Origin of the sequence: Methylobacterium mesophilicum SR1.6/6 (assembly GCF_000364445.2) — a bacterium.
Taxonomy (GTDB): Bacteria; Pseudomonadota; Alphaproteobacteria; order Rhizobiales; family Beijerinckiaceae; genus Methylobacterium; species Methylobacterium mesophilicum_A.
In genome coordinates this window covers 5,888,071-5,906,990 of sequence record NZ_CP043538.1, presented here as the reverse complement: position 1 = coordinate 5,906,990, position 18,920 = coordinate 5,888,071, and the positions used below count along the sequence as shown (strand labels likewise).

General features: G+C 68.9%; 13 protein-coding genes. 11 read left to right on the top strand and 2 right to left on the bottom strand.

From position 1 onward, the window contains the following. Nucleotides 1–13: 13 nt before the first annotated feature. The 6 genes from MMSR116_RS27920 to MMSR116_RS27895 all read left to right on the top strand — a co-directional run bounded on the left by MMSR116_RS27920 (nucleotide 14) and on the right by MMSR116_RS27895 (nucleotide 9,404). Complete coding sequence (locus MMSR116_RS27920; RefSeq protein WP_010684177.1) at nucleotides 14–1,186, top strand: CaiB/BaiF CoA transferase family protein; 1,173 nt, start codon at nucleotides 14–16, stop codon at nucleotides 1,184–1,186. Nucleotides 1,187–1,267: 81 nt separating this feature from the next. After that, a complete protein-coding gene (locus MMSR116_RS27915; RefSeq protein WP_010684176.1) occupies nucleotides 1,268–2,575 on the top strand; it encodes an MFS transporter in 1,308 nt (435 codons plus the stop codon). Between the two features lie 815 nt (nucleotides 2,576–3,390). Continuing rightward, nucleotides 3,391–3,708 carry a hypothetical protein gene (locus MMSR116_RS27910; protein WP_244625548.1) on the top strand — a complete coding sequence of 106 codons (318 nt, stop codon included), beginning with the start codon at nucleotides 3,391–3,393 and terminating at the stop codon, nucleotides 3,706–3,708. Nucleotides 3,709–3,766: 58 nt separating this feature from the next. Then, the gene (locus tag MMSR116_RS27905; RefSeq protein ID WP_010684173.1) at nucleotides 3,767–4,942 is read left to right on the top strand and encodes an efflux RND transporter periplasmic adaptor subunit; all 1,176 of its coding nucleotides are present in this window, start codon (nucleotides 3,767–3,769) and stop codon (nucleotides 4,940–4,942) included. A 139-nt stretch (nucleotides 4,943–5,081) separates the two neighbouring features. Continuing rightward, on the top strand, nucleotides 5,082–8,270 hold the full coding sequence (locus MMSR116_RS27900; RefSeq protein ID WP_039893310.1) for an efflux RND transporter permease subunit: 3,189 nt from the start codon (nucleotides 5,082–5,084) through the stop codon (nucleotides 8,268–8,270). Nucleotides 8,271–8,480: 210 nt separating this feature from the next. After that, nucleotides 8,481–9,404: a hypothetical protein gene (locus tag MMSR116_RS27895; RefSeq protein ID WP_010684171.1), complete on the top strand. Its 924-nt coding sequence runs from the start codon at nucleotides 8,481–8,483 to the stop codon at nucleotides 9,402–9,404. Nucleotides 9,405–9,896: 492 nt separating this feature from the next. Here the strand turns inward: MMSR116_RS27895 and MMSR116_RS27890 are convergent, their stop codons facing one another. Continuing rightward, nucleotides 9,897–11,282 carry a HAMP domain-containing sensor histidine kinase gene (locus MMSR116_RS27890; RefSeq protein WP_010684170.1) on the bottom strand — a complete coding sequence of 462 codons (1,386 nt, stop codon included), beginning with the start codon at nucleotides 11,280–11,282 and terminating at the stop codon, nucleotides 9,897–9,899. After that, a complete protein-coding gene (locus MMSR116_RS27885; protein WP_010684169.1) occupies nucleotides 11,275–11,952 on the bottom strand; it encodes a response regulator transcription factor in 678 nt (225 codons plus the stop codon). The genes MMSR116_RS27890 and MMSR116_RS27885 overlap by 8 nt, the downstream gene beginning before the upstream one ends. Before the next feature lie 246 nt (nucleotides 11,953–12,198). Between MMSR116_RS27885 and MMSR116_RS27880 the strand changes: the two genes are divergently transcribed. The 5 genes from MMSR116_RS27880 (at nucleotide 12,199) to MMSR116_RS27860 (ending at nucleotide 18,878) form a co-directional block, all read left to right on the top strand. Continuing rightward, entirely contained in the window at nucleotides 12,199–12,396 is a 198-nt protein-coding gene (locus MMSR116_RS27880) for a polyhydroxyalkanoate synthesis regulator DNA-binding domain-containing protein (protein ID WP_010684168.1), read from the top strand. Nucleotides 12,397–12,451: 55 nt separating this feature from the next. Beyond that, nucleotides 12,452–13,792, top strand: coding sequence for an efflux RND transporter periplasmic adaptor subunit (locus MMSR116_RS27875; protein ID WP_010684167.1), 1,341 nt, complete (start codon nucleotides 12,452–12,454; stop codon nucleotides 13,790–13,792). Between the two features lie 9 nt (nucleotides 13,793–13,801). Continuing rightward, the gene (locus tag MMSR116_RS27870; protein ID WP_010684166.1) at nucleotides 13,802–16,966 is read left to right on the top strand and encodes an efflux RND transporter permease subunit; all 3,165 of its coding nucleotides are present in this window, start codon (nucleotides 13,802–13,804) and stop codon (nucleotides 16,964–16,966) included. Nucleotides 16,967–17,502: 536 nt separating this feature from the next. Further along, a complete protein-coding gene (locus MMSR116_RS27865) occupies nucleotides 17,503–18,198 on the top strand; it encodes a VIT1/CCC1 transporter family protein (protein ID WP_010684165.1) in 696 nt (231 codons plus the stop codon). A gap of 293 nt (nucleotides 18,199–18,491) precedes the next feature. Beyond that, complete coding sequence (locus MMSR116_RS27860; protein WP_010684164.1) at nucleotides 18,492–18,878, top strand: hypothetical protein; 387 nt, start codon at nucleotides 18,492–18,494, stop codon at nucleotides 18,876–18,878. Nucleotides 18,879–18,920: the final 42 nt, after the last annotated feature.

Below are 18,920 nucleotides of genomic sequence, written 5' to 3'. Positions count from 1 at the left end.
CCGGGAGACGTCCATGCCCTCCGCCCATGCGTTGAGCCGCTTCACGGTGCTGGACCTCACCCGCGTGCGCTCGGGCCCGACGGCCGTGCGCCAGCTCGCCGACTGGGGCGTCGACGTCATCAAGATCGAGCCCCCCGGGGGCGACCGGATCGGCGGCAACCGCGACGGCTCAGACTTCCAGAACCTGCATCGCAACAAGCGCAGCCTCACCCTCGACCTGAAGCAGCCCGAGGGCGTCGCCGTGCTGAAGCGGCTCGCGCGCTCGGCCGACGTGCTCGTCGAGAACTTCCGGCCGGACGTGAAGGACCGCCTCGGCATCGGTTACGCGGCGCTGGCCGCCGAGAATCCCCGGCTCGTCTACGCCAGCATCTCCGGCTACGGGCAGGACGGCCCCTACCGCATGCGTCCCGGGCTCGATCAGATCGCGCAGGGGATGGGCGGGCTGATGTCGATCACCGGCGAGGCCGGCGGGGGGCCGGTGCGGGCCGGCATCGCGGTCGCCGATTCGAGCGCCGGCCTGTACTGCGCCCTCGGCATCCTGACCGCGCTCCTGGAGCGGGAGCAATCGGGCCAGGGGCAGTGGGTGCAGACCTCGCTCCTGCAGGCGCAGATCGCCCTGCTCGACTTCCAGGCGGCGCGCTGGACCATGGACCACGAAATCCCGCCGCAGATCGGCAACCACCATCCGACCGCGAGCCCGATGGGCGCGTTCCCGACCGCCGACGGGCACGTCAACATCGCGCCGATCGGCGAGGCCATGTGGCGGCGCCTGTGCGCGGTGCTGGGCCATCCCGAATGGGCCGAGGACCCGCGCTTCGCCGATCAGCCGGCGCGCGGCCGCAACCGCCACGACCTCGCCGACGCAATCGCCGCTGTGACCCGGACCCGGAACGCCGCCCACTGGGTCGAGGCCCTGAACGACGCCGAGATCGCCTGCGGTCCGGTCTACACGATGGATCAGGTCTTTGCCGATCCGCAGGTGCAGCATCTCGGCATGGCCGAGACGGTGGAGCACCCGCGCCTCGGGCGCATCGATCTGGTCGCCCAGCCGATCCGGATGTCCCGCTCGGACGGGCACGTGCGGACGGCGGCGCCCGATCTCGGCGCGCAGAGCGAGGCGATCCTGCACGCCTTCGGCTTCGACGCGCAGGCGGTCACGGCGCTGCGGGAGAAACGCGTGATCTGAAGGCGCGCCAGCCCGGCCCCGAGGCCGGGCGGCCACGAGGGAGGACCTCATGACGGATCGGATGCCGGATCGGAGACGCCCATGGACCGCTTGAGCCTCGCCGCGGTCCCGGACCGCGCCACCCCGGCCGCGCGGGCGGCCTCGAGCACCCGGGTTTTCTGGATCACCTGGGCGGGCTGGATGCTCGATGGCTTCGACTCGGCCATCTATATCTTCGTGCTGGTCCCGGCGGTGTCGGAGCTCCTCGCGGCCGGGGGCATCGAGCCTGCGCGCGGCACGATCGCGCTCTACGGCGGCTATTTCTTCTCGATCTTCATGCTGGGCTGGGCGTGCTCGATGTTCTGGGGCTGGCTCGCCGACCGGATCGGGCGCGTGAAGGTGATGTGCCTGACGATCCTGGTCTACTCGATCTTCACCGGGCTCTGCGGCCTCGCGGGCGGGCTCGCCTCCTTCGCGGTGTTCCGGTTCTGCGCGGGGTTCGGCGTCGGCGGCGAATGGGCGGCCGGCACGCCGCTGCTCCACGAATCGGTGAGCGAGCACCAGCGCGTGCGGCTCGCGGGCTGGCTCCACACCGCGACCCCGACAGGCCTGCTGCTGGGCGCGGCCGCCTCCTTCCTCGCCCCGGTGATCGGCTGGCGGGGCATGTTCTTCCTGGGCGTGCTACCCGCTCTCCTCGTGGTGGCGATCCGCGCCACCGTCCAGGAGCCGCCCCGGGCGCGGCAGGCGCGGACCGAGCGCGGGACCGATGCGCCGAGCCTTGCCGACATGTTCGTGGGCCCGCAGGCCCGCACCACCTGGGCGGCCGGGCTGATGATGTCGTGCATCATCCTGGGCCTGTGGTCCTCGACCTACTGGGCGCCGACCCTGGTGATCAGCAAGCTCGTGGCGACCGGATCGACGCCGGCCGCCGCGCAGAAGGTGGCGGCGATCAGCGGCATCATCACCAACATCGGGACGCTGATCGGCTGCCTCGCGATGCCGTTCATCGCAACGTGGTTCGGCAGCCGCCGCAGGACGGCCACGGCCTTCTTCCTCGGCGCCTTCACCATCAACCTCGTCGCCTATCTCGGCGCCGCCGTCTGGTTCGATAGCGTGACGCTGTTCATCGCGTTGCTTCCGCTCGTCGGCTTCTTCACCAACGCGGTGTTCGCGCATTACACCATCTGGCTGCCCGAGCTGTTCCCGACGCGCCGCCGGGCGTTCGGATCCGGCTTCGCCTTCAGCTTCGGGCGCCTGCTGGGCGCACTGGGTCCGACGATCGTGGGCGGCCTCGTGGTGGTGACGGGATCTTATCCGGAGGCCCTGGCGATCATCTCGCTGATCTACCTCCTCGGCCTGCCGACAATCTGGCTGGCTCCCGAGACCGCGAACAAGGAGCTTCCAGCCTGAGCCGCCCGAGAGTGAAACGCCCGCGCCGGAGCGGATGCTTCTACGCGATGCGCGTAACCCGGCGGCCGGCTCAGGTCGCCTCCTTCCACGACAAGCAAGCGGACAAGAACAGATCGCACTGAGCGCGGCCGCGTCCGCCTTCAGACGAACCGCGTGTCGGAACGGCCGGCATCAGCGCGAGGCGGCCGAACGTGCGTGGCCGGAAGCGGCGGGTCCGCTTCGGAGGCGGCTTGCCGGCCGGGCGAACAGTCCTGGATCGACCCAAGGCGGTCATTCAGCTCGTTCTGACGATGGCCCGTCTGCAAACACGATTGGGCCGGCGCCCAGTATATGCGCCTGCCGGTACCCACGTGGGGTCATGTCGGGCCTAGGAGCGCGGACGAAACGGGGAGCCGACGACCTCGGCCTCCCTGAGATCGGTGATAACCACGACAGCGGTCCGATACGCAATCGGCAGCTTCGCGGGGTGAGCACCGTTCAATTATGAACTTACACTCATCGCCGATATATTCATTGCGAATTATTCCAATCAAATTAGATGCAGATCTATACACGCTTGTATGTTTTGCCGCTTCAGCGATCATTAATTATGTCTTGTCAGATCGCAATAAATTTGCGTAGTGCAACCTCGTGGATAACAAATTTTGATGCAACATAGGTCCCGCATGATGTGATACATATATAGTATAGGCATCCGAATCAGATCGATCTTGCGCAGCAAATTTGGATTTCCGCAGGATACGGCATCTGTCGGGAAAGCCACAGCTAGGATCGACCGGGCTGTCCGGTCGGCATGACGTGCGGGTGGATCGATCATGATGTTTGCCGTGCCCGCCGTACTGATGCAGCTGACGCTGACGACGCCCGTCTCGGACCGGGTGCCGACGTTCGACGTTCGAGGCAGCTGCCAGGCGGCGACGAAGCAGATGACCCTCGATGCCGGTCGACAGAAGCTCTGCCTTCAGGACGAGGCGTCGGCGCGTGCGGAGGTCGCCAAGCGCTGGTCCAGCTATCCTGCCGGTGACCGAACACGCTGTGCCGCCGAAGCACAGCTCGATGGCCTGCCGAGCTATGTCGACCTGCTCGAGTGCTTGACCCTTGCCCGGGAAGCCAAGGCCGAGGACGGTCAGTGACCGCGGCAGCACCAAGACCGAACGCCTCCCCGTGACGATCTCAGGTTGAGTGCCGACCGTGCCGATCGTTTTGCAGCTTCCCCGATCCGTCCATCTTCTCGCCTTGGCGACGATCGCCGGACTCGCTGCCGGGTGTCGCGACGCAAATCAATACGTGCCGCCGCCGCCGCCCAGCGTCTCGGTCGCGCAGCCGGCCCTGCGCACGGTGACGCGCTACTTCGAACTCACGGGCAACACCAAGGCGTACGCGGCCGTCGAACTTGAGGCGCGCGTCCAGGGCTTCCTGGAGGCGATCACCTACAAGGACGGCGCCGTGGTGAAGAAGGGCACGCCGCTCTTCTCCATCCAGCGCAACACCTACGAGGCGCAGCTCAAGCAGGCGCAGGGCGCCCTGGCGGCACAGCAGGCCGCCCTGCTGAATGCCCAGTCCGAGTATCAGCGCCAGTCTACGCTGGGTCGGCAGGAATTCGCCTCGCAGGCGCGCGTCGAGGACGCGAAGACCAAGCAGGACCAAGCCAGCGCCGCCGTGATGGAGGCGCAGGCCAATCTCGACATCGCCACCATCAATCTCGGCTACACGCAGGTCTCCGCGCCCTTCGACGGCGTGGTCACCAATCACCTCGCGGATGTCGGGGCGCTCGTCGGCATCAGCGGACCGACCAAGCTGGCGCAGCTCGTGCGCATCGATCCGCTTTACGTCTACTTCAACGTCAGCGAGCAGCAGGTACTGCTGGTCAAGGAGCATCTGCTCGCGACCCACCGGACGCTGGGCGACCTGTCCAAGATCCTCGTGGAGATCGGCCTGCAGACCGAGACCGGGTATCCACATGCCGGCAAGCTCGACTACCTCGCGCCGCAGGTCGATCCGTCCACCGGCACGCTGATGGCCCGGGCGCTCATCGAGAACGGCGACCACGCGCTCCTCCCGGGCCTGTTCGTGCGGGTCCGGATCCCGGTCGGGCGCCAGGACAAGGCCCTGCTCGTCCGCGACGACGCCATCGGGACGAACCAGCAGGGCAGCTACGTGCTCACGGTCGGCGCCGACGACGTCGTCACCCAGCGGGTGGTGACGCTCGGGCCCCGGGACGGGCGCTACCGGGTGATCGAGACGGGGCTCGCGCCCGGCGACTGGGTCGTCACGGAGGGCATCCAGCGGGCGATCCCCGGCGCCAAGGTCGCCCCCCAGAAGTCGGTGGTGGCCGAGGCTTCGTCCGAGCCGCCGCCCCAGCGGTGAGACCTCGGCCGCGGGACACGGCCGCGCCGACGCGGCCGAGGGTCCGATCCTCCCCGTGCCCGGGGGGCGGCCTCCGCCAAACCGTGGCCCGCCGATGCGGTGGGACGCCCCTGAGACGCTGGCACCGAGGGCCTACGGCATGATCTCGCGCTTCTTCATCGAGCGGCCGGTCCTGGCCAACGTGCTGGCCCTGGTCATGGTGCTGATCGGCGCGGTGTCGCTCTTCAACCTGCCGGTGTCGCAGTATCCCAACGTCGTGCCGCCGACGGTCCAAGTCACCACCCGCTACCCGGGCGCGAGCGCCCGCACGGTGGTCGACACGGTGGCGCTCCCGATCGAGCAGCAGGTCAACGGCGTCGAGGGCATGCTCTACATGCAGTCGACCAGCGCGAGCGACGGCACCTACACGCTCACGGTCACCTTCGCGATCGGGACGGACGGCGATCAGGCCCAGGTGCTGGTGCAGAACCGCGTCGCGATCGCGATGTCGTCGCTGCCGCAGGCGGTCCAGGTCCAGGGCGTCACGACCCAGAAGAAATCCACCGCGGTCCTGCAGTTCGTGACACTGTCGGCCACCGACGGGAAGTTCGACAGCCTGTTCCTGTCGAATTACGGCGTCATCAACGTGCAGAACGAGCTGGCCCGGCTGCCCGGCGTCGGCAACGTCACGGTCTTCGGCGCCGGCCAGTACGCGATGCGGATCTGGCTGGATCCCGACCTGGTGCAGGCCCGGGGCCTCACCCCCGACGCGATCATCAACATCGTGCAGCAGCAGAGCCAGGAGGTCACCGCGGGCGCCGTGGGGATGCCGCCGGTCCCGGCCGGCCAGGACTTCCAGTACACACTCAACGTCAACGGACGGCTCAACAACGCCCCGGACTTCGAGAACATCGTCATCAAGGCGGACGCGCAGGATGGCGGCCGCATCACCCGCCTGCGCGACGTGGGCCGCGTCGAGCTCGGCGCGCAGACCTACAGCCAGTCCTTCACGCTGAACGGGCAGCCCGCCGCCGGCATCGGCATCTACCAGCTGCCCGAGGCGAACGCGCTGACGGTGGCGAACGCGGTCCGCACCCGGATGGCCGAGCTCGCGAAGACCTTCCCGTCGGGCCTCGTCTACGCCATCCCGTTCGACACGACGGAGTTCGTGCAGGCATCGATCCACGAGGTCTACAGGACGCTGTTCGAGGCGGCCGTCCTGGTCCTGATCGTCATCCTGGTCTTCGTCCAGGACTGGCGCGCCATGCTGGTGCCGGCGACGACGGTACCGGTGACGATCATCGGCGCCTTCGCCGCCATGGCGGCGATGGGCTTCAGCGTGAACCTCTCGACGCTGTTCGCCATCGTGCTGGCCATCGGCATCGTGGTGGACGACGCCATCGTGATCGTCGAGGGGGTGTCCCACCACATCGACGAGGGACTGTCGCCCCGGGCGGCGGCCGAGAAGGCGATGGAGGAGCTGTTCGGCCCGATCATCGGCATCACCCTGGTGCTCATGTCGGTGTTCGTGCCGGCCGCGTTCCTCCCCGGACTGACCGGGCAGCTCTACAAGCAGTTCGCCCTGGTGATCGCCGCCACCGCGCTGATCAGTGCGATCAATGCCGCCACCCTGAAGCCGACCCAGTGCGCCCTGTGGCTGCGCAAACCGGTGCCACCGGAGAAGCGGAACGTGTTCTACCGCGGCTTCAACCGCGTCTACGGCGTTTTGGAGAACTGGTACGCCCGGCTGATCGCTACCATGGTCCGGCGCAGCGGCCTCATGGTCGCCGTCGCGCTCCTGCTGATCGGGCTCGCCGGCTGGGGGCTGACCCGCCTGCCCACCGCCTTCCTGCCCACCGAGGATCAGGGCTACGTCCTGATCGGCGCCCAGTTGCCGGACGGAGCCTCGAAGGAGCGCACCGACGCGGTGATGCAGCGGATCAGCGCCCAGGCGAAGGCGACGCCGGGCGTCGACAACGTTCTGTCGATCAGCGGGATCTCGGTCCTCGACTCCAACGCCACCCTGCCCAATGCCGGGGTCGCCTACGTGGTTCTCAAGAACTGGGACGCTCGGGCCAGGGAGAAGGGCCAGGATCTGCGCAGCCTCTACGAGCGCTTCAACGCGATGCTGGAGGGCGTCGAGGACGCCGCCACCTTCGTGCTGATCCCGCCGCCGATCCAGGGTATCGGCAACGCCAGCGGCTTCACCATGCAGATCGAGCTGCGCAACGGCGACTTCGACTACCCGCTGCTGGAGAGCCTCGCCCGGACGGTCGTCGCCGACGGAAACTCGCAATCCGGGCTGCGCAAGCTCAACACCTCGTTCCGGGCCGGCGTGCCGCAGATCGCGATCGCGGTGGACCGGGTGAAGGCCGAGGCGCTCGGCGTGACGGTCGGGCAGGTCTTCTCGACGCTGTCGAGCTACGTCGGGTCGTCCTACGTTACGCAGTTCAACAAGTTCGGCCGAACCTTCCAGGTCTACGTGCAGGCCGCGCCCGATTACCGGCTCCGCGCCGAGGACGTCGAGAACCTGAAGGTGCGCGCCGGCAACGGCGTGATGGTGCCGCTCGGCACCGTCGTGGAGATCAAGACGGTGCAGGGCCCGTCCCTGATCAGCCTGTACAACCTCTACCCGACCGCCACGATCGTCGGCGGGGCGGCGCCGGGCTTCAGCTCCGGGCAGGCGCTGGACCTGATGCAGCAGATCGCCGCCAAGGTGCTGCCGCCGGGCACGGGCTACGACTGGACGGCGATGTCGTACCAGGAGAAGGCGGTCGGCGCGCAGATCTACCTCGTGTTCGCGCTGGCCATCCTCCTCGTCTACCTCGTCCTGGCCGGTCAGTACGAGAGCTGGATCCTCCCGCTGGCGGTCCTGCTCGGCGTGCCGCTGGCGCTGCTCGGCACGGTCGGGGCGCTGCTGCTCCTCGGCGTCGCCAACAACCTCTACACGCAGATCGGCCTCATCCTGCTGATCGCGCTGGCGAGCAAGAACGCCATCCTGATCGTCGAGGTCGCGCGCGAGAAGCGGCAGGCCGGCCTCGACATCGCGGCTGCGGCCGTGGAGGCGGCGCGGCTGCGCTTCCGCCCGATCCTGATGACCTCGTTCGCCTTCATCCTCGGCGTGCTGCCCCTCGTCACCGCCTCCGGGGCCGGGGCCGCGGCGCGCAAATCGATCGGCATCACGGTGTTCAGCGGCATGCTCGCCTCGACCTGCCTAGCGGTGCTTTTCGTGCCGTCCTTCTACGTGATCCTGCAGCGCATCGAGGAGCGCCGCGCGCGCAGGGGGCAGCCCGGGCCCGTCGCGTCTACACCCCCCGCCGGGACAACCGCCGAGACCGGACGGGCGTGAGCCGGAGCTTGGGCGCGTGAGCGGCCCCGTATCTCCAAGACTCGCGACCGGCGCGGCGGCCAGCGCGCGCCGCCGCCTCCTCCGACACGCACGGCGCGGGGGCCGCGACCGGACCTCCTTCGAAAGGCCGCCCGACCTCCTCGACCGTTGACAGCCTGGCATCGCCCATCCTATTAGATATAGCATCAGCTATAAAGATGGGTCAGGGCTATGCGGCACACTGGCGCTTCGGGTCGCCTGTCGGCCTCGGGATCGGTCCTGTGCGGGCTCGCCGCGACGCTCGGACTGGCCGCGGCACCAGCGCTGGGCCAGTCCCTGCCAACCGCGGCGGAGAACCTGACGTCGGGCGACCTCGACAGCGAGCATCTGTTCGGCTTCACCGAGGGCAGCGACCTCGGCGTTCCCGGGGAGATGGAGCTGGAATGGGAGACGAGCGGGCGCCTCGGCAGGCGCGTCGCCCGTTTCCTGACCGTGGACAGTTCCGTGGCGCTGAAGGTGCCGCTGACCAACGATTTTCGCCTGGCCCCAGGCGTCACCTTCAACGCCTACGACATCGGCGCGCCCGGGACCCCGACCCGGACCACGGGCGGCTTCAACGGCGGCTTCCTCGAGACCCGGGTGCGCCTGATGGATCGCCGGACGGCCCCCTTCGGCCTGACCCTCAACCTCGTGCCCGGCTACGGAACCGTCGACGGCGGGTCGGGCGTGCCGGCGCGCAGCTTCGGCACCGAGATCGGCCTGCTGGCGGACCGCGAGATCATCCCCGGCAAGCTGATCGCCGCCGTCAATGTCGGCTTCGCGCTCTCGACGACGCGGCTGACCGTGATGGACGCGCCCGTGCGCGGATCGGGGATCGAGGTGGCGGGGGCGCTGGCCTACTGCGTCCGGCCCGGCCTCTTCCTCGGCGGCGAGGCTCGGTACGCCCGGACCTACGACGGTCTGGTGTTCGACCGGTTCGCGGGCGAGGCCGTGTATCTCGGACCGACGGCCTACACGACCCTGTCAACTCAGGCCTGGGCCTCGTTCACGTGGAGCTTTCAGGCCGCCGGGCAGGCGATGGGCGAGCCCGGCCCGCTCGACCTGACGAGCTTCGACCGCCATCAGATGCGGTTGCGCGTGGGGTACAGTTTCTAATCGCGACCCGGGCCCATGTCGGGCAACTGCAAATTTGCCCGCGCGCCTTGCGGAGGCGACACCATCCCCGCGCCGCTGCCTGCGGTTTTCGCAAGGCGGTCGACACTCCGGTCTTCGGGCACATCGAAGAAGAGACTGGCGGCGAGACGCGCAACCTCCTAAGATGTCCTAAAATCCATCATCTTACAACATCTCATTGGTACTTGATGCGTATCGTCTGCCTGTGACATCAACAAATAAATACCGGTTATGCAAGACATCGTCCCATAGAGAGCAGATCGCATACTATTGCCACCAGACAATTTTCGCTGAGCTCATGGCTGATGATCGCTCTGGGTAGATTTGAGACTGTTCCTTTGGAGATGGCAGGGCCAGGAAGGCGGACACAGCCGCACCGCTTTTCGCTGCGCAAGCCTGTCAGCCGAAGAGCCGGCAAGTCGTGACGAGGCGCTCGTTCAAGCGATATGAAACGGGACATTCCGTCGAATTGATTCAACCAGCAGTGAGCGTTCGGTAGCTGGTCGCCGACGTCGAGAAAGTCATCGTGAACCGGCAACCACACTCCTTTGCCGCGCGGACACGCACGGTTGCGTCGTGAAGCTTGGCGATGGCAGCCACTAGGCTCAGGCCAAGTCCGTTGCCAGGGGTTTGGCGGGACATCTCGGCGCGGTAAAAGCGTCGGAAGACCTTATCGTGCTCGGTGACCGGTAGGCCCGGGCCGGTATCCTCCACAGCCACCTCGACGGCTTGGCTGGTGCAGGCGACCTCGACGCGCACGGCACCGCCAGGAGGGGTGAACTTCACGGCGTTGTCGATGAGGTTCGACAGGGCCTCGAAGCAGAGGTCTCGATCCCCCTGAACGGCGTGCCGCCCCTCCCTGACCGCAAGCACGAGGCGGACGCCTTTCTCCTCGGCTTCGGGCTCGAAGAAATCGACCGCCGTGGCGGCCAACTCGGCGAGATCGACCGGGGCGAAGGCGATCCTGCGGCCCTCCTCCATCGCGCCGATCCGCAGCACGGCGGTGACCATGGCGAGCGTCTGGTCGATCCAGGCGAGGCCTTGGTCGATCGCCTCATGAAACTCCGCGACCGTCCTGGCCTGCACCCGGCTGCGCTCCAGCCGGGCTCGCAAGCGGGTGAGCGGCGTGCGCAGGTCGTGGGCGACGGCATCGCCGACGCTGCGGACCTCGCCCATCAAGTGCTCGATCTCGTCGAGCATCCGGTTCACGTTCGCGGCGAGCCGGTCGAACTCGTCGCCCCGGCTCCCGACCGGCAAGCGCTTGCCGAGGTTGCCGCGCGTCACCTCGGCGAGCGCCGCCTCGGTCGCGGCGAGCCGCCTGCGGCCCCGGCGGGCGAGGACAATCCCGCCAATCCCGGAGAGCGCCAGCATCGGCACGAGGCCGAGGCCCAACGCCCGCAGGGTCGTAGCCCGGACCTTGTCGATGTCGTCGGTGTCGTGGGCAATCACCACCGTGCCGCCGCCGGGCAGCGCCAGGGCCGCCGCCCAGATCTCGTCGGCAAGGCTGCGGCCCCCGACCTCCACCGTGGCGTTCACGCGGTAGGCGTCGCCGTCTTGAGGCAGGCCCGCCGGCACCCTGTCGAGGTTGCCGGCGCGGCGCGTCCCGTCGGGCCCGAACAGGCCACCGTAATGTCGCGCGTGCGGGTCCATGGCCGTCCAGGTCTCGACCCGCAAAGCCGTAGCGGCGGGGTCGGCGGCGGCTGCGCGGACTTCGAGCTGCAGAGTCTCGGCGAGTTCCTCCCGCAGGTAGGACGCCGTCTGCCAGTAGATGAAGGCGAACATCGTCAGCGCGAGAAGCACCGACCACAGGGCAATCCCCAGCGCCCAGCGCAGGGTGGTCGAGCGCCAGAAATCAGTCATCGGGGGTGAGGGTGAAGCCGACGCCGCGGACGTTCTGGATCAGCGGCGCCTCCCCCGCCGCCTCCAGCTTCCGGCGGAGGCGGCCGAGATGGACGTCGATGAGGTTCGATTTCGGCGTGAACCGGTAGTTCCAGACCTCCTCGAACAGCATCGCCCGGGTGACGATCCGGCCGGGCGAGCGCATCAGGTAGGCGAGCAGCTTGAGTTCGCGGGGTAGCAGGTCGAGGTCGCGGGCGCCGCGCCGACCGGTCCCGGCGATGAGGTCGATCTCCAGGCTTCCGACCCGCAGGAGCGTCTCCCGGCTGTCGACCGGGCGGCGAAGCAGAGCCTCGATCCGTGCGGCCAGCTCCCCGAGGGCGAAGGGCTTGGCGAGATAGTCGTCGCCGCCGGCCCGGAGGCCGCGGATGCGCTCGTCCACGTCACCCAGGGCGCTGAGGACGAGGGCCGGGGTCCGGTCGCCGTCCCGGCGCAGATCCTGCAGCACGCCGAGCCCGTCCTGGCCCGGCAACATCCGGTCGAGGATGATCGCGTCCCAGCTGGCCTCCCGCGCTGCCTTCGCTCCATCCGGTCCGTTCGTCGCCCAGGCGACCTCGTGGCCGCGCCCGCGCAGGTCGTCGAGCACGTCCCCGGCCGTGTCTCCGTCATCCTCGATCAGCAGCAGCCTCGCCACGCCGCGCGTTCCTCCCCACCATCCCGTTGTGTCGCATGTCGGCCCGGCGGTCTGCGCGGGGAAACGATTGTGAACCCGAATTTAGTGGCGTCTCATCGGCCTCGTCCCACATTAGAATGACTCTAGCACGTACCTCAGGCTCGTCCCGGGCGGGGGGCGATACCTTGCCGGGCTCCCCGATGTCGTTCTCGCCTCGCGGCTTCGCCGCATCCGACGCAATCCCCAGTCGCTGAGGGAGTGTCGCCCATGCCTCGGAAGCGGCGGCCCCGCCGCCTTATCAATCGCTACGCCCAGAGACGGCTCTACGACGTCGAGACCCGGACCTATGTCAGCGTCGAGCAGTTGCGGGAACTGCGCGCCGAGGGCTTCGAGGTGGTGATCCGCGAGGTCGAGACCGGGCGCTACGTCAGCGACGAGATTCTCCCCTCGGGCTTCGACGCATGAGCCCTGTACTCACATCCGCGGCATCCGTCCCGTCCGGTCGGCGGCCCTCCTGTCCATGTCGCTGAACGCCGAGTCGTCCGCGCGCCATGCCGAGACCGCGGAGTCGACCGACAACGACCGCCCGGAGCGCGATGCCGCTCCACCGCCGTCTCCGGTCGTGCGGCGAAGCCGGGCGCCGGGGACGCTCCTCACCCTGGTCGTGCTGGCCGCGGCAGCCCTCGCGGGCTGGAGCTATCGTGGACCGGTCCTCGACGCGCTCGGTCTCGCTCCGCTCCCGGCGGCCTCCGATGCGAAGGCGGACAAGCCCGACGACGCCCCGGCGAATGCCAATCTCGTCACCCTCGACGAGGCCGGCCAGAAACGGATCGGCCTCTCCTTCGGTCAAGCTGAGACCCGCCGCATCATGCTGCCGGTGCGCGCCCCCGGCACCGTCGCCTTTGAGCGGCGGGTCACGCATCTCAAGCCGCGCACGCAGGGGCGGGTTCTGAGCCTCGCGGTCCAGCCCGGCGACAGGGTCGCGGCCGGCCAGACCCTCGCGACCCTCGACGCCGGCGGCATCCTCGACGCCCGCAACGGGCTGCAGGCTGCGCAGGCCGCGCTAGGGGAGGCACAGGCCTCCGAAGCGGTGGCCGCGCTGCAGGTGAAGCGCGGACTGGAGCAGCTGAAGTTCGGCGGCGTCGCCCAGGCCGAGGTCGAGCGGCGTCAGGTCGATCTCGCCAAAGCGCAAGCGGCCGTGAAGTCGGCGCAGGCGAATGCCGACCTGTACCGGGCCCAGTACCAGCGCCTCGCCCCGGCCGAAGGCGCCGCGCCCGGCACCAGCGCCGTGATCACGCCGATCAGCGGCGTGGTGACGAGCGTCGGCATCACGCTGGGCGAAGTGGTCGACACCGGGCGGGACGCCTTCACGGTGGCCGACCCTGCCCGCATCGTCGTGCTGGCACACCTTTACGGGGCTGACATTGCCCGGGTTAAGGCGGGCGACACGGCCTCGGTGGAGAGCCCGATGCCCGGTCATCCGGCCTTCGAGGGCCATGTCCGCTCGGTCAACGCGGCCCTCGATCCGGCGACGAATACCGCCCCCGCGCGGATCGAGCTCGACAACCCGCAGGATCTGCTGCGCGCCCACCAGTTCGTCGCCGTCACGGTCACCGCCGACCTCGGCCGCGACGGTGCGACCATCCCGGCGGCCGCCGTGCAGCAGACGGAAGGCGGCCCGATCGCCTTCGTGCGCAAGGCCCCCGATCAGTTCGAGCGGCGCTCCCTGACGCTCGGCATCCAGCGCTCGGATTGGGTGGAAGTGCGCCACGGGGTGGCGGCGGGCGAGACGGTCGCGACTGCGGGCAGCTTCGACCTCAAAGCCATTCTGCTGCGCGGCCTCCTCGGCTCGACGGATTGAGGGGCGGCGATGAGGAGCTGGTTCGCCCTGCTGGTCCGCCGCCGGTTCCTGGTTCTGATGATCGCCCTCGCGGCGGCGGCCGGCGGGGTCGCCAATCTCGAAGGGCTCTCCATCGACGCGGTGCCGGACATCTCGCCGAAGCAGGTGATGGTTCTCACCCTTTCGCCGGGTCTCGGTCCCCTGGAGGTCGAGCGGCTCGTCACATTCCCGGTCGAGAGCGCGATGGCCGGCGCTCCGGGGCTCTCCAGCGTCCGCTCGACCTCGCGGGCCGGGGTCTCGGCGGTCTACGTCACCTTCGACGAATCCATCCCGGTCACGGCGGCGCGGGCGGAGGTGTTCCAGCGCCTGCCCCAGGCCAAGAGTTTGATGCCGGCGGGAGTCGGCGACCCGCAGATGGGCCCGATGGCGACCGGCCTCGGCGAGATTTACCAGTTCGAGTTGCGCGGACCGGCCTACACGCCGATGCAGCTGAAGCGCATCCTGCAATGGACCATCGCGCCGAAGCTGAAGCTGACCCCCGGGATCGCCGATGTGAACATCTACGGCGGCCAGATGCCGACCGACGAGGTCCGCGTCTCGGCGGAAGCGCTGCGCCGCTACGGTGTGACCCTGGCCCAGGTCTACACGGCGCTCGCCGAGAACAACGCCGCCCGCGGCGGCGCCTACATCGAGCATAACGATCAGCAGGAGACGATCCGCGGCCTCGGCCTCGCCAAGGGCCCGGAGGACATCGCCAACATCGTCGTGGCGACGGGGCCCGGCGGCGTGCCCGTCACGCTCGGGACGCTGGGCACGGTGCAGGAGGCTCCTAAGGTCAGGCTCGGCGCCGTCACCCATGATGCGCAGGGTGAGACGGTCGTCGGCATCGCGCTCATGCGCTACGGCGGAAATGCCAGCGCGGTTGTCGAGGAGGTGAAGAAGACGGTCGCGGATCTGCGCAAGCAGCTTCCGCCGGGAGTCGAGATCGTCCCCTATTACGACCGCAGCGCCCTCGTGGACCGCACGATCCACACGGTGGAGCACAATCTCCTCGAAGGGGCGGTGCTGGTGATCGTGGTCCTGCTCCTGCTGCTCGGCAACCTGCGCGCCGGGCTGATCGTCGCCGCCGCGATCCCGCTCTCGATGCTGATGGCCTTCGCCGGGATGCGGCTGCTCGGCCTGTCGGGCAACCTGATGAGCCTCGGGGCGATCGATTTCGGGCTGATCGTCGACGGCGCCGTGGTGATGATTGAGAACGTGCTCCGCGCCCGGGGCGAGCACCCGGACCGCCCGGCCCACGACCTCATCCGCGACGCCGCCGCCGAGGTGGCCCGCCCGGTGATCTTCGCGGTGGCGATCATCATCATCGTCTACGTGCCGATTCTCGCCCTCGAGGGCGTCGCGGGCAAGATGTTCGCCCCGATGGCACTCACTGTGATCCTGGCGCTCGGCTCCTCGCTGATCGTCACCCTGACCCTGATGCCGGCGCTCGCGGCGATCTTCCTCTCCGGACGCGGGATCGGCGAGCGCGAGACGCGCCTCGTCCACGCCGTGCGCGGCGCCTACACGCCCGTGCTGCGCTGGGCCGAACGGCACGTGCTCGTGACCGTGATCACGGTGCTCACCCTGTTCGCCGGCTCCTGCGTGGTGGCCACGCGGCTCGGGGGCGAATTCCTGCCGAAGCTGTCGGAAGGCTCGATCGTCATCACATCGGAGAAGTTGCCCGGCATCTCGCTGGACGCCTCACTCGCCACGGTGACCCGGATCGAGCGGGTGCTGAAATCCTTCCCCGAGGTGAAGCGGATCGTCTCCCTCACCGGCAGCGCCGAGATCCCGACCGATCCGATGGGCGTCGAATCGACCGACAGCTTCATAACCCTCACCGATCCCTCCACCTGGACGACCGCCGACAGCCAGGAGGGTCTCGTCGCGGCCTTCGACAAGCGCCTCCGGGGGGACGTGCCGGGCGTCGCCTACAGCTTCTCGCAGCCGATCCAGATGCGGATGGACGACCTGCTGGAGGGCGTGCGCGGCGACGTCGCGATCAGCCTCTACGGTGACGACCTCAAGGTCCTGAGAGACACGGCCGATTCCATCGTGCGGGTGGTGTCGGGACTCCAGGGTGCGGCCGACGTGAAGGCCGAGGCGCAGGCCGGGATGCCGGCCCTCTCGATCCAGGTCGACCGCGCGCGGGCCGCGCGCTACGGGATCAACGTCTCGGACGTGCTCGACGTGGTCGAGAGCATCGGCGGACGCAACGCCGGGATGGTCTACGGCGACGACAACGCCATCACGGATATCGTCGTCCGGCTCGATCCGGCGGACCGCAGCGACATCGAGCGCATCCGCGCCCTGCCGGTGGGCCGGCCGGGAAAGGAGAACGGCTCTTCGATGACGGTGCCGCTCGCGATGGTGGCCTCGGTGGACGTCACCTCCGGCCCGGCACAGATCAGCCGGGAACGGCTGCAGCGGCGGATCTCGATCCAGGCCAACGTCCGGGGCCGGGACGTGCAGAGCTTCGTCGATGCCGCGCAGAAGGCCGTGTCCGACCAAGTGAAACTGCCGCCGCGCTATGCGCTGCAATGGAGCGGCCAATACCAGAACCTGCAGGAGGCGACGGCGCGCCTCTCGGTTGTGGTGCCTGCAGCCCTGGCGGGGATCCTCGTCCTCCTCGTCGTGATGTTCGGCGACATCCGGCTCGCCGGCCTGATCTTCCTCAACGTGCCGATGGCGGCCACGGGCGGCATCCTGGCGCTGGCCCTGCGGGCCATGCCGTTCTCGATCTCGGCGGCGATCGGCTTCATCGCGACCTTCGGCATCGCGATCCTGAACGGTGTGGTGCTGACGAGCTACATCCGCGACCTCGAAGGCTCCGGCCTCGACCCGAGAGAGGCCGCGACCCGTGCGGCGGAGATGCGCCTGCGTCCGGTGATGATGACCGCACTCGTCGCGGCGCTGGGCTTCCTGCCGATGGCCCTCTCGACCAGCGCGGGGGCCGAGGTGCAGCGCCCGCTGGCCACCGTGGTGATCGGCGGGCTGATCTCCGCGACGCTCCTGACCCTCGTGGTCCTGCCGGCGGTCTACCCGGTGGTCGCGGCGTTGCGTCTGCCCTTCGGTGGTTCGCGAGGCGGCGCAGTGCAGGAGCGACGGCCTTCGCCGCGCCACCAGCATGCGCGGGAAGGTGCCGATGGATGAGCGCGGTCAAGGCCGGGTTCGCTCCGGGCCGGGACGGCCAACCCATCTCGCGACGAGGCCCGCTTGAGCCACTCCCAGGGAAAGCGCACCTTCACCCGCCCGAACTCGCCGCGGTGGGTCTCCTCGCCCGGCGGATCCGTCACGATCGCCATCTGCAGGCCCTCGACCCTGGGCTTGGCCCCCGCGACCGGACGGTCGTACGTGTCGTGCCGGATCACCGGGACGGTCGTCGTCAGGTTCGCCCCCCGCATCGCCCGCACCCGCACCCGGCTGGGCGGCGCGCGCGCCGTGAACCGCCCGGCATGCGGGCCCTTGACCGTCCCTTTGGAAACGGTTGTTCGCGCTTGGCCGACGATGAGCCGGCCGTCAGTCGAACCGCAGAGAAGCGCGCGAACTCATGACGGATCGCACGGTTGAGGCACGGCATCGTGAGCCCGCCGAGCAGGCGTGTTCCACGCGGCTGCCGTCCTCGTCCCTCACGGCCTCCGGCACGACGCCGTGCTGAGTCAAACGCCACCCTGGAGATCCTGACGACCATGCGCCCCGTCCACGCCGAAAGGCATCTCATCGACCGTATCGGCTGGCTGCGCGCCGCCGTGCTCGGCGCCAACGACGGCCTCGTTTCCACCGCAAGCCTGATCGTGGGCGTCGCCGCCTCCGCCGCCAACACGGGCGAGATCCTGGTCGCGGGCAGCGCCGGCCTCGTGGCGGGCGCGATGTCGATGGCGGCGGGCGAGTACGTCTCCGTGAGCTCCCAGGCCGACACCGAGCAGGCCGACCTCGCTCGCGAGCGTCGCGAACTGACCGACGACCCGGCGGCGGAGCGGGAGGAACTGGCCCGGATCTACGTTGACCGCGGTCTCGACCATGCGCTGGCGCTTCAGGTCGCCGAGCAACTCATGGCGAAAGACGCGCTGGGCGCCCACGCCCGCGACGAGCTCGGCATCTCGGAGGTCACCACGGCGCGCCCGGTCCAGGCCGCGCTGACCTCGGCGGCGACGTTCTCGGCCGGTGCAGCCCTGCCGCTGACGGCCGCGGCGCTCTCGCCTGGCAGTCTCGCGGTCTACACGGTGTCCGGGGCCTCGTTGGTGTTCCTAGCGGTGCTCGGGGCGCTCGGCGCCAAGGCGGGCGGCGCCCCCGTCGCGCGGGCCACGGCGCGCGTGACGTTCTGGGGCGTGCTGGCCATGGCCGTGACGGCCGGTATCGGAAGCTTGGTCGGCAGGGCCGTCTGATTGCTGCCTCGCGCCGCGGCAAGGCCGCTTTGGCACCGCAGAATCCCGGAGCCTGAGTTCTGCGTCACGTCTGAGACGTGGATGGCTGATAAAATCAACTGAAATCCATTTCATCCTGCCTTGCCGGTTCTCTTCATAAGTATCGTCAAGCACTTCGTCGCTCATGCCGGAGATGTGATTGATCGGGCTGCTTCGAACCGGAACGGCTCGCCGACGCGTGGTGTTTCCGGCGGCGCTCATGTCCGGGACCCTTGCGGGGTGGCGGGCCGCGCAGTGGAGAAAGGATCCCGTCGATGGACAAGACAGTCGCTGGCCTGATCGGAGCGGTCACGCTCCTGGCCGCTGCCGACCCGGCGCAGGCCGCCATGCCCGCCCCGACCGGACTGAGGGAGGCCATGCAGGTCGAGAGTTACGGAGACCTGCTCAAGCCCATCCCGGATGCGGTAGCGCTCCTGAGGGAGTCCGACGAGGCGGCCGCGAAAGCCGAACTCCTACCGGCCGCCTCCGACGGCGAGGCTACCGTTCAGCAGGCTCAATACTACTATCACCACCATCACCATCACCACCGGTTCTTCCGGCCGTTTTATCATCACCATCACCATCATCACCACCGGTACTACCGGCGGTACCACCACCATCACCATCATCACCACGGGTACTTCGTGCCCTACGGCTACTGAGCACGCCGCGTCGGGGCGGGACAGGGCTCCCGTCGCGACGCG

Bases quoted from the DNA above. Each gene is read 5' to 3' on its own strand.
- MMSR116_RS27920 (WP_010684177.1), top strand. From the start codon at position 14: ATGCCCTCCGCCCATGCGTTGAGCCGCTTCACGGTGCTGGACCTCACC.
- MMSR116_RS27915 (WP_010684176.1), top strand. From the start codon at position 1,268: ATGGACCGCTTGAGCCTCGCCGCGGTCCCGGACCGCGCCACCCCGGCC.
- MMSR116_RS27910 (WP_244625548.1), top strand. From the start codon at position 3,391: ATGATGTTTGCCGTGCCCGCCGTACTGATGCAGCTGACGCTGACGACG.
- MMSR116_RS27900 (WP_039893310.1), top strand. From the start codon at position 5,082: ATGATCTCGCGCTTCTTCATCGAGCGGCCGGTCCTGGCCAACGTGCTG.
- MMSR116_RS27895 (WP_010684171.1), top strand. From the start codon at position 8,481: ATGCGGCACACTGGCGCTTCGGGTCGCCTGTCGGCCTCGGGATCGGTC.
- MMSR116_RS27890 (WP_010684170.1), bottom strand. From the start codon at position 11,282: ATGACTGATTTCTGGCGCTCGACCACCCTGCGCTGGGCGCTGGGGATT.
- MMSR116_RS27880 (WP_010684168.1), top strand. From the start codon at position 12,199: ATGCCTCGGAAGCGGCGGCCCCGCCGCCTTATCAATCGCTACGCCCAG.
- MMSR116_RS27875 (WP_010684167.1), top strand. From the start codon at position 12,452: ATGTCGCTGAACGCCGAGTCGTCCGCGCGCCATGCCGAGACCGCGGAG.
- MMSR116_RS27870 (WP_010684166.1), top strand. From the start codon at position 13,802: ATGAGGAGCTGGTTCGCCCTGCTGGTCCGCCGCCGGTTCCTGGTTCTG.
- MMSR116_RS27865 (WP_010684165.1), top strand. From the start codon at position 17,503: ATGCGCCCCGTCCACGCCGAAAGGCATCTCATCGACCGTATCGGCTGG.
- MMSR116_RS27860 (WP_010684164.1), top strand. From the start codon at position 18,492: ATGGACAAGACAGTCGCTGGCCTGATCGGAGCGGTCACGCTCCTGGCC.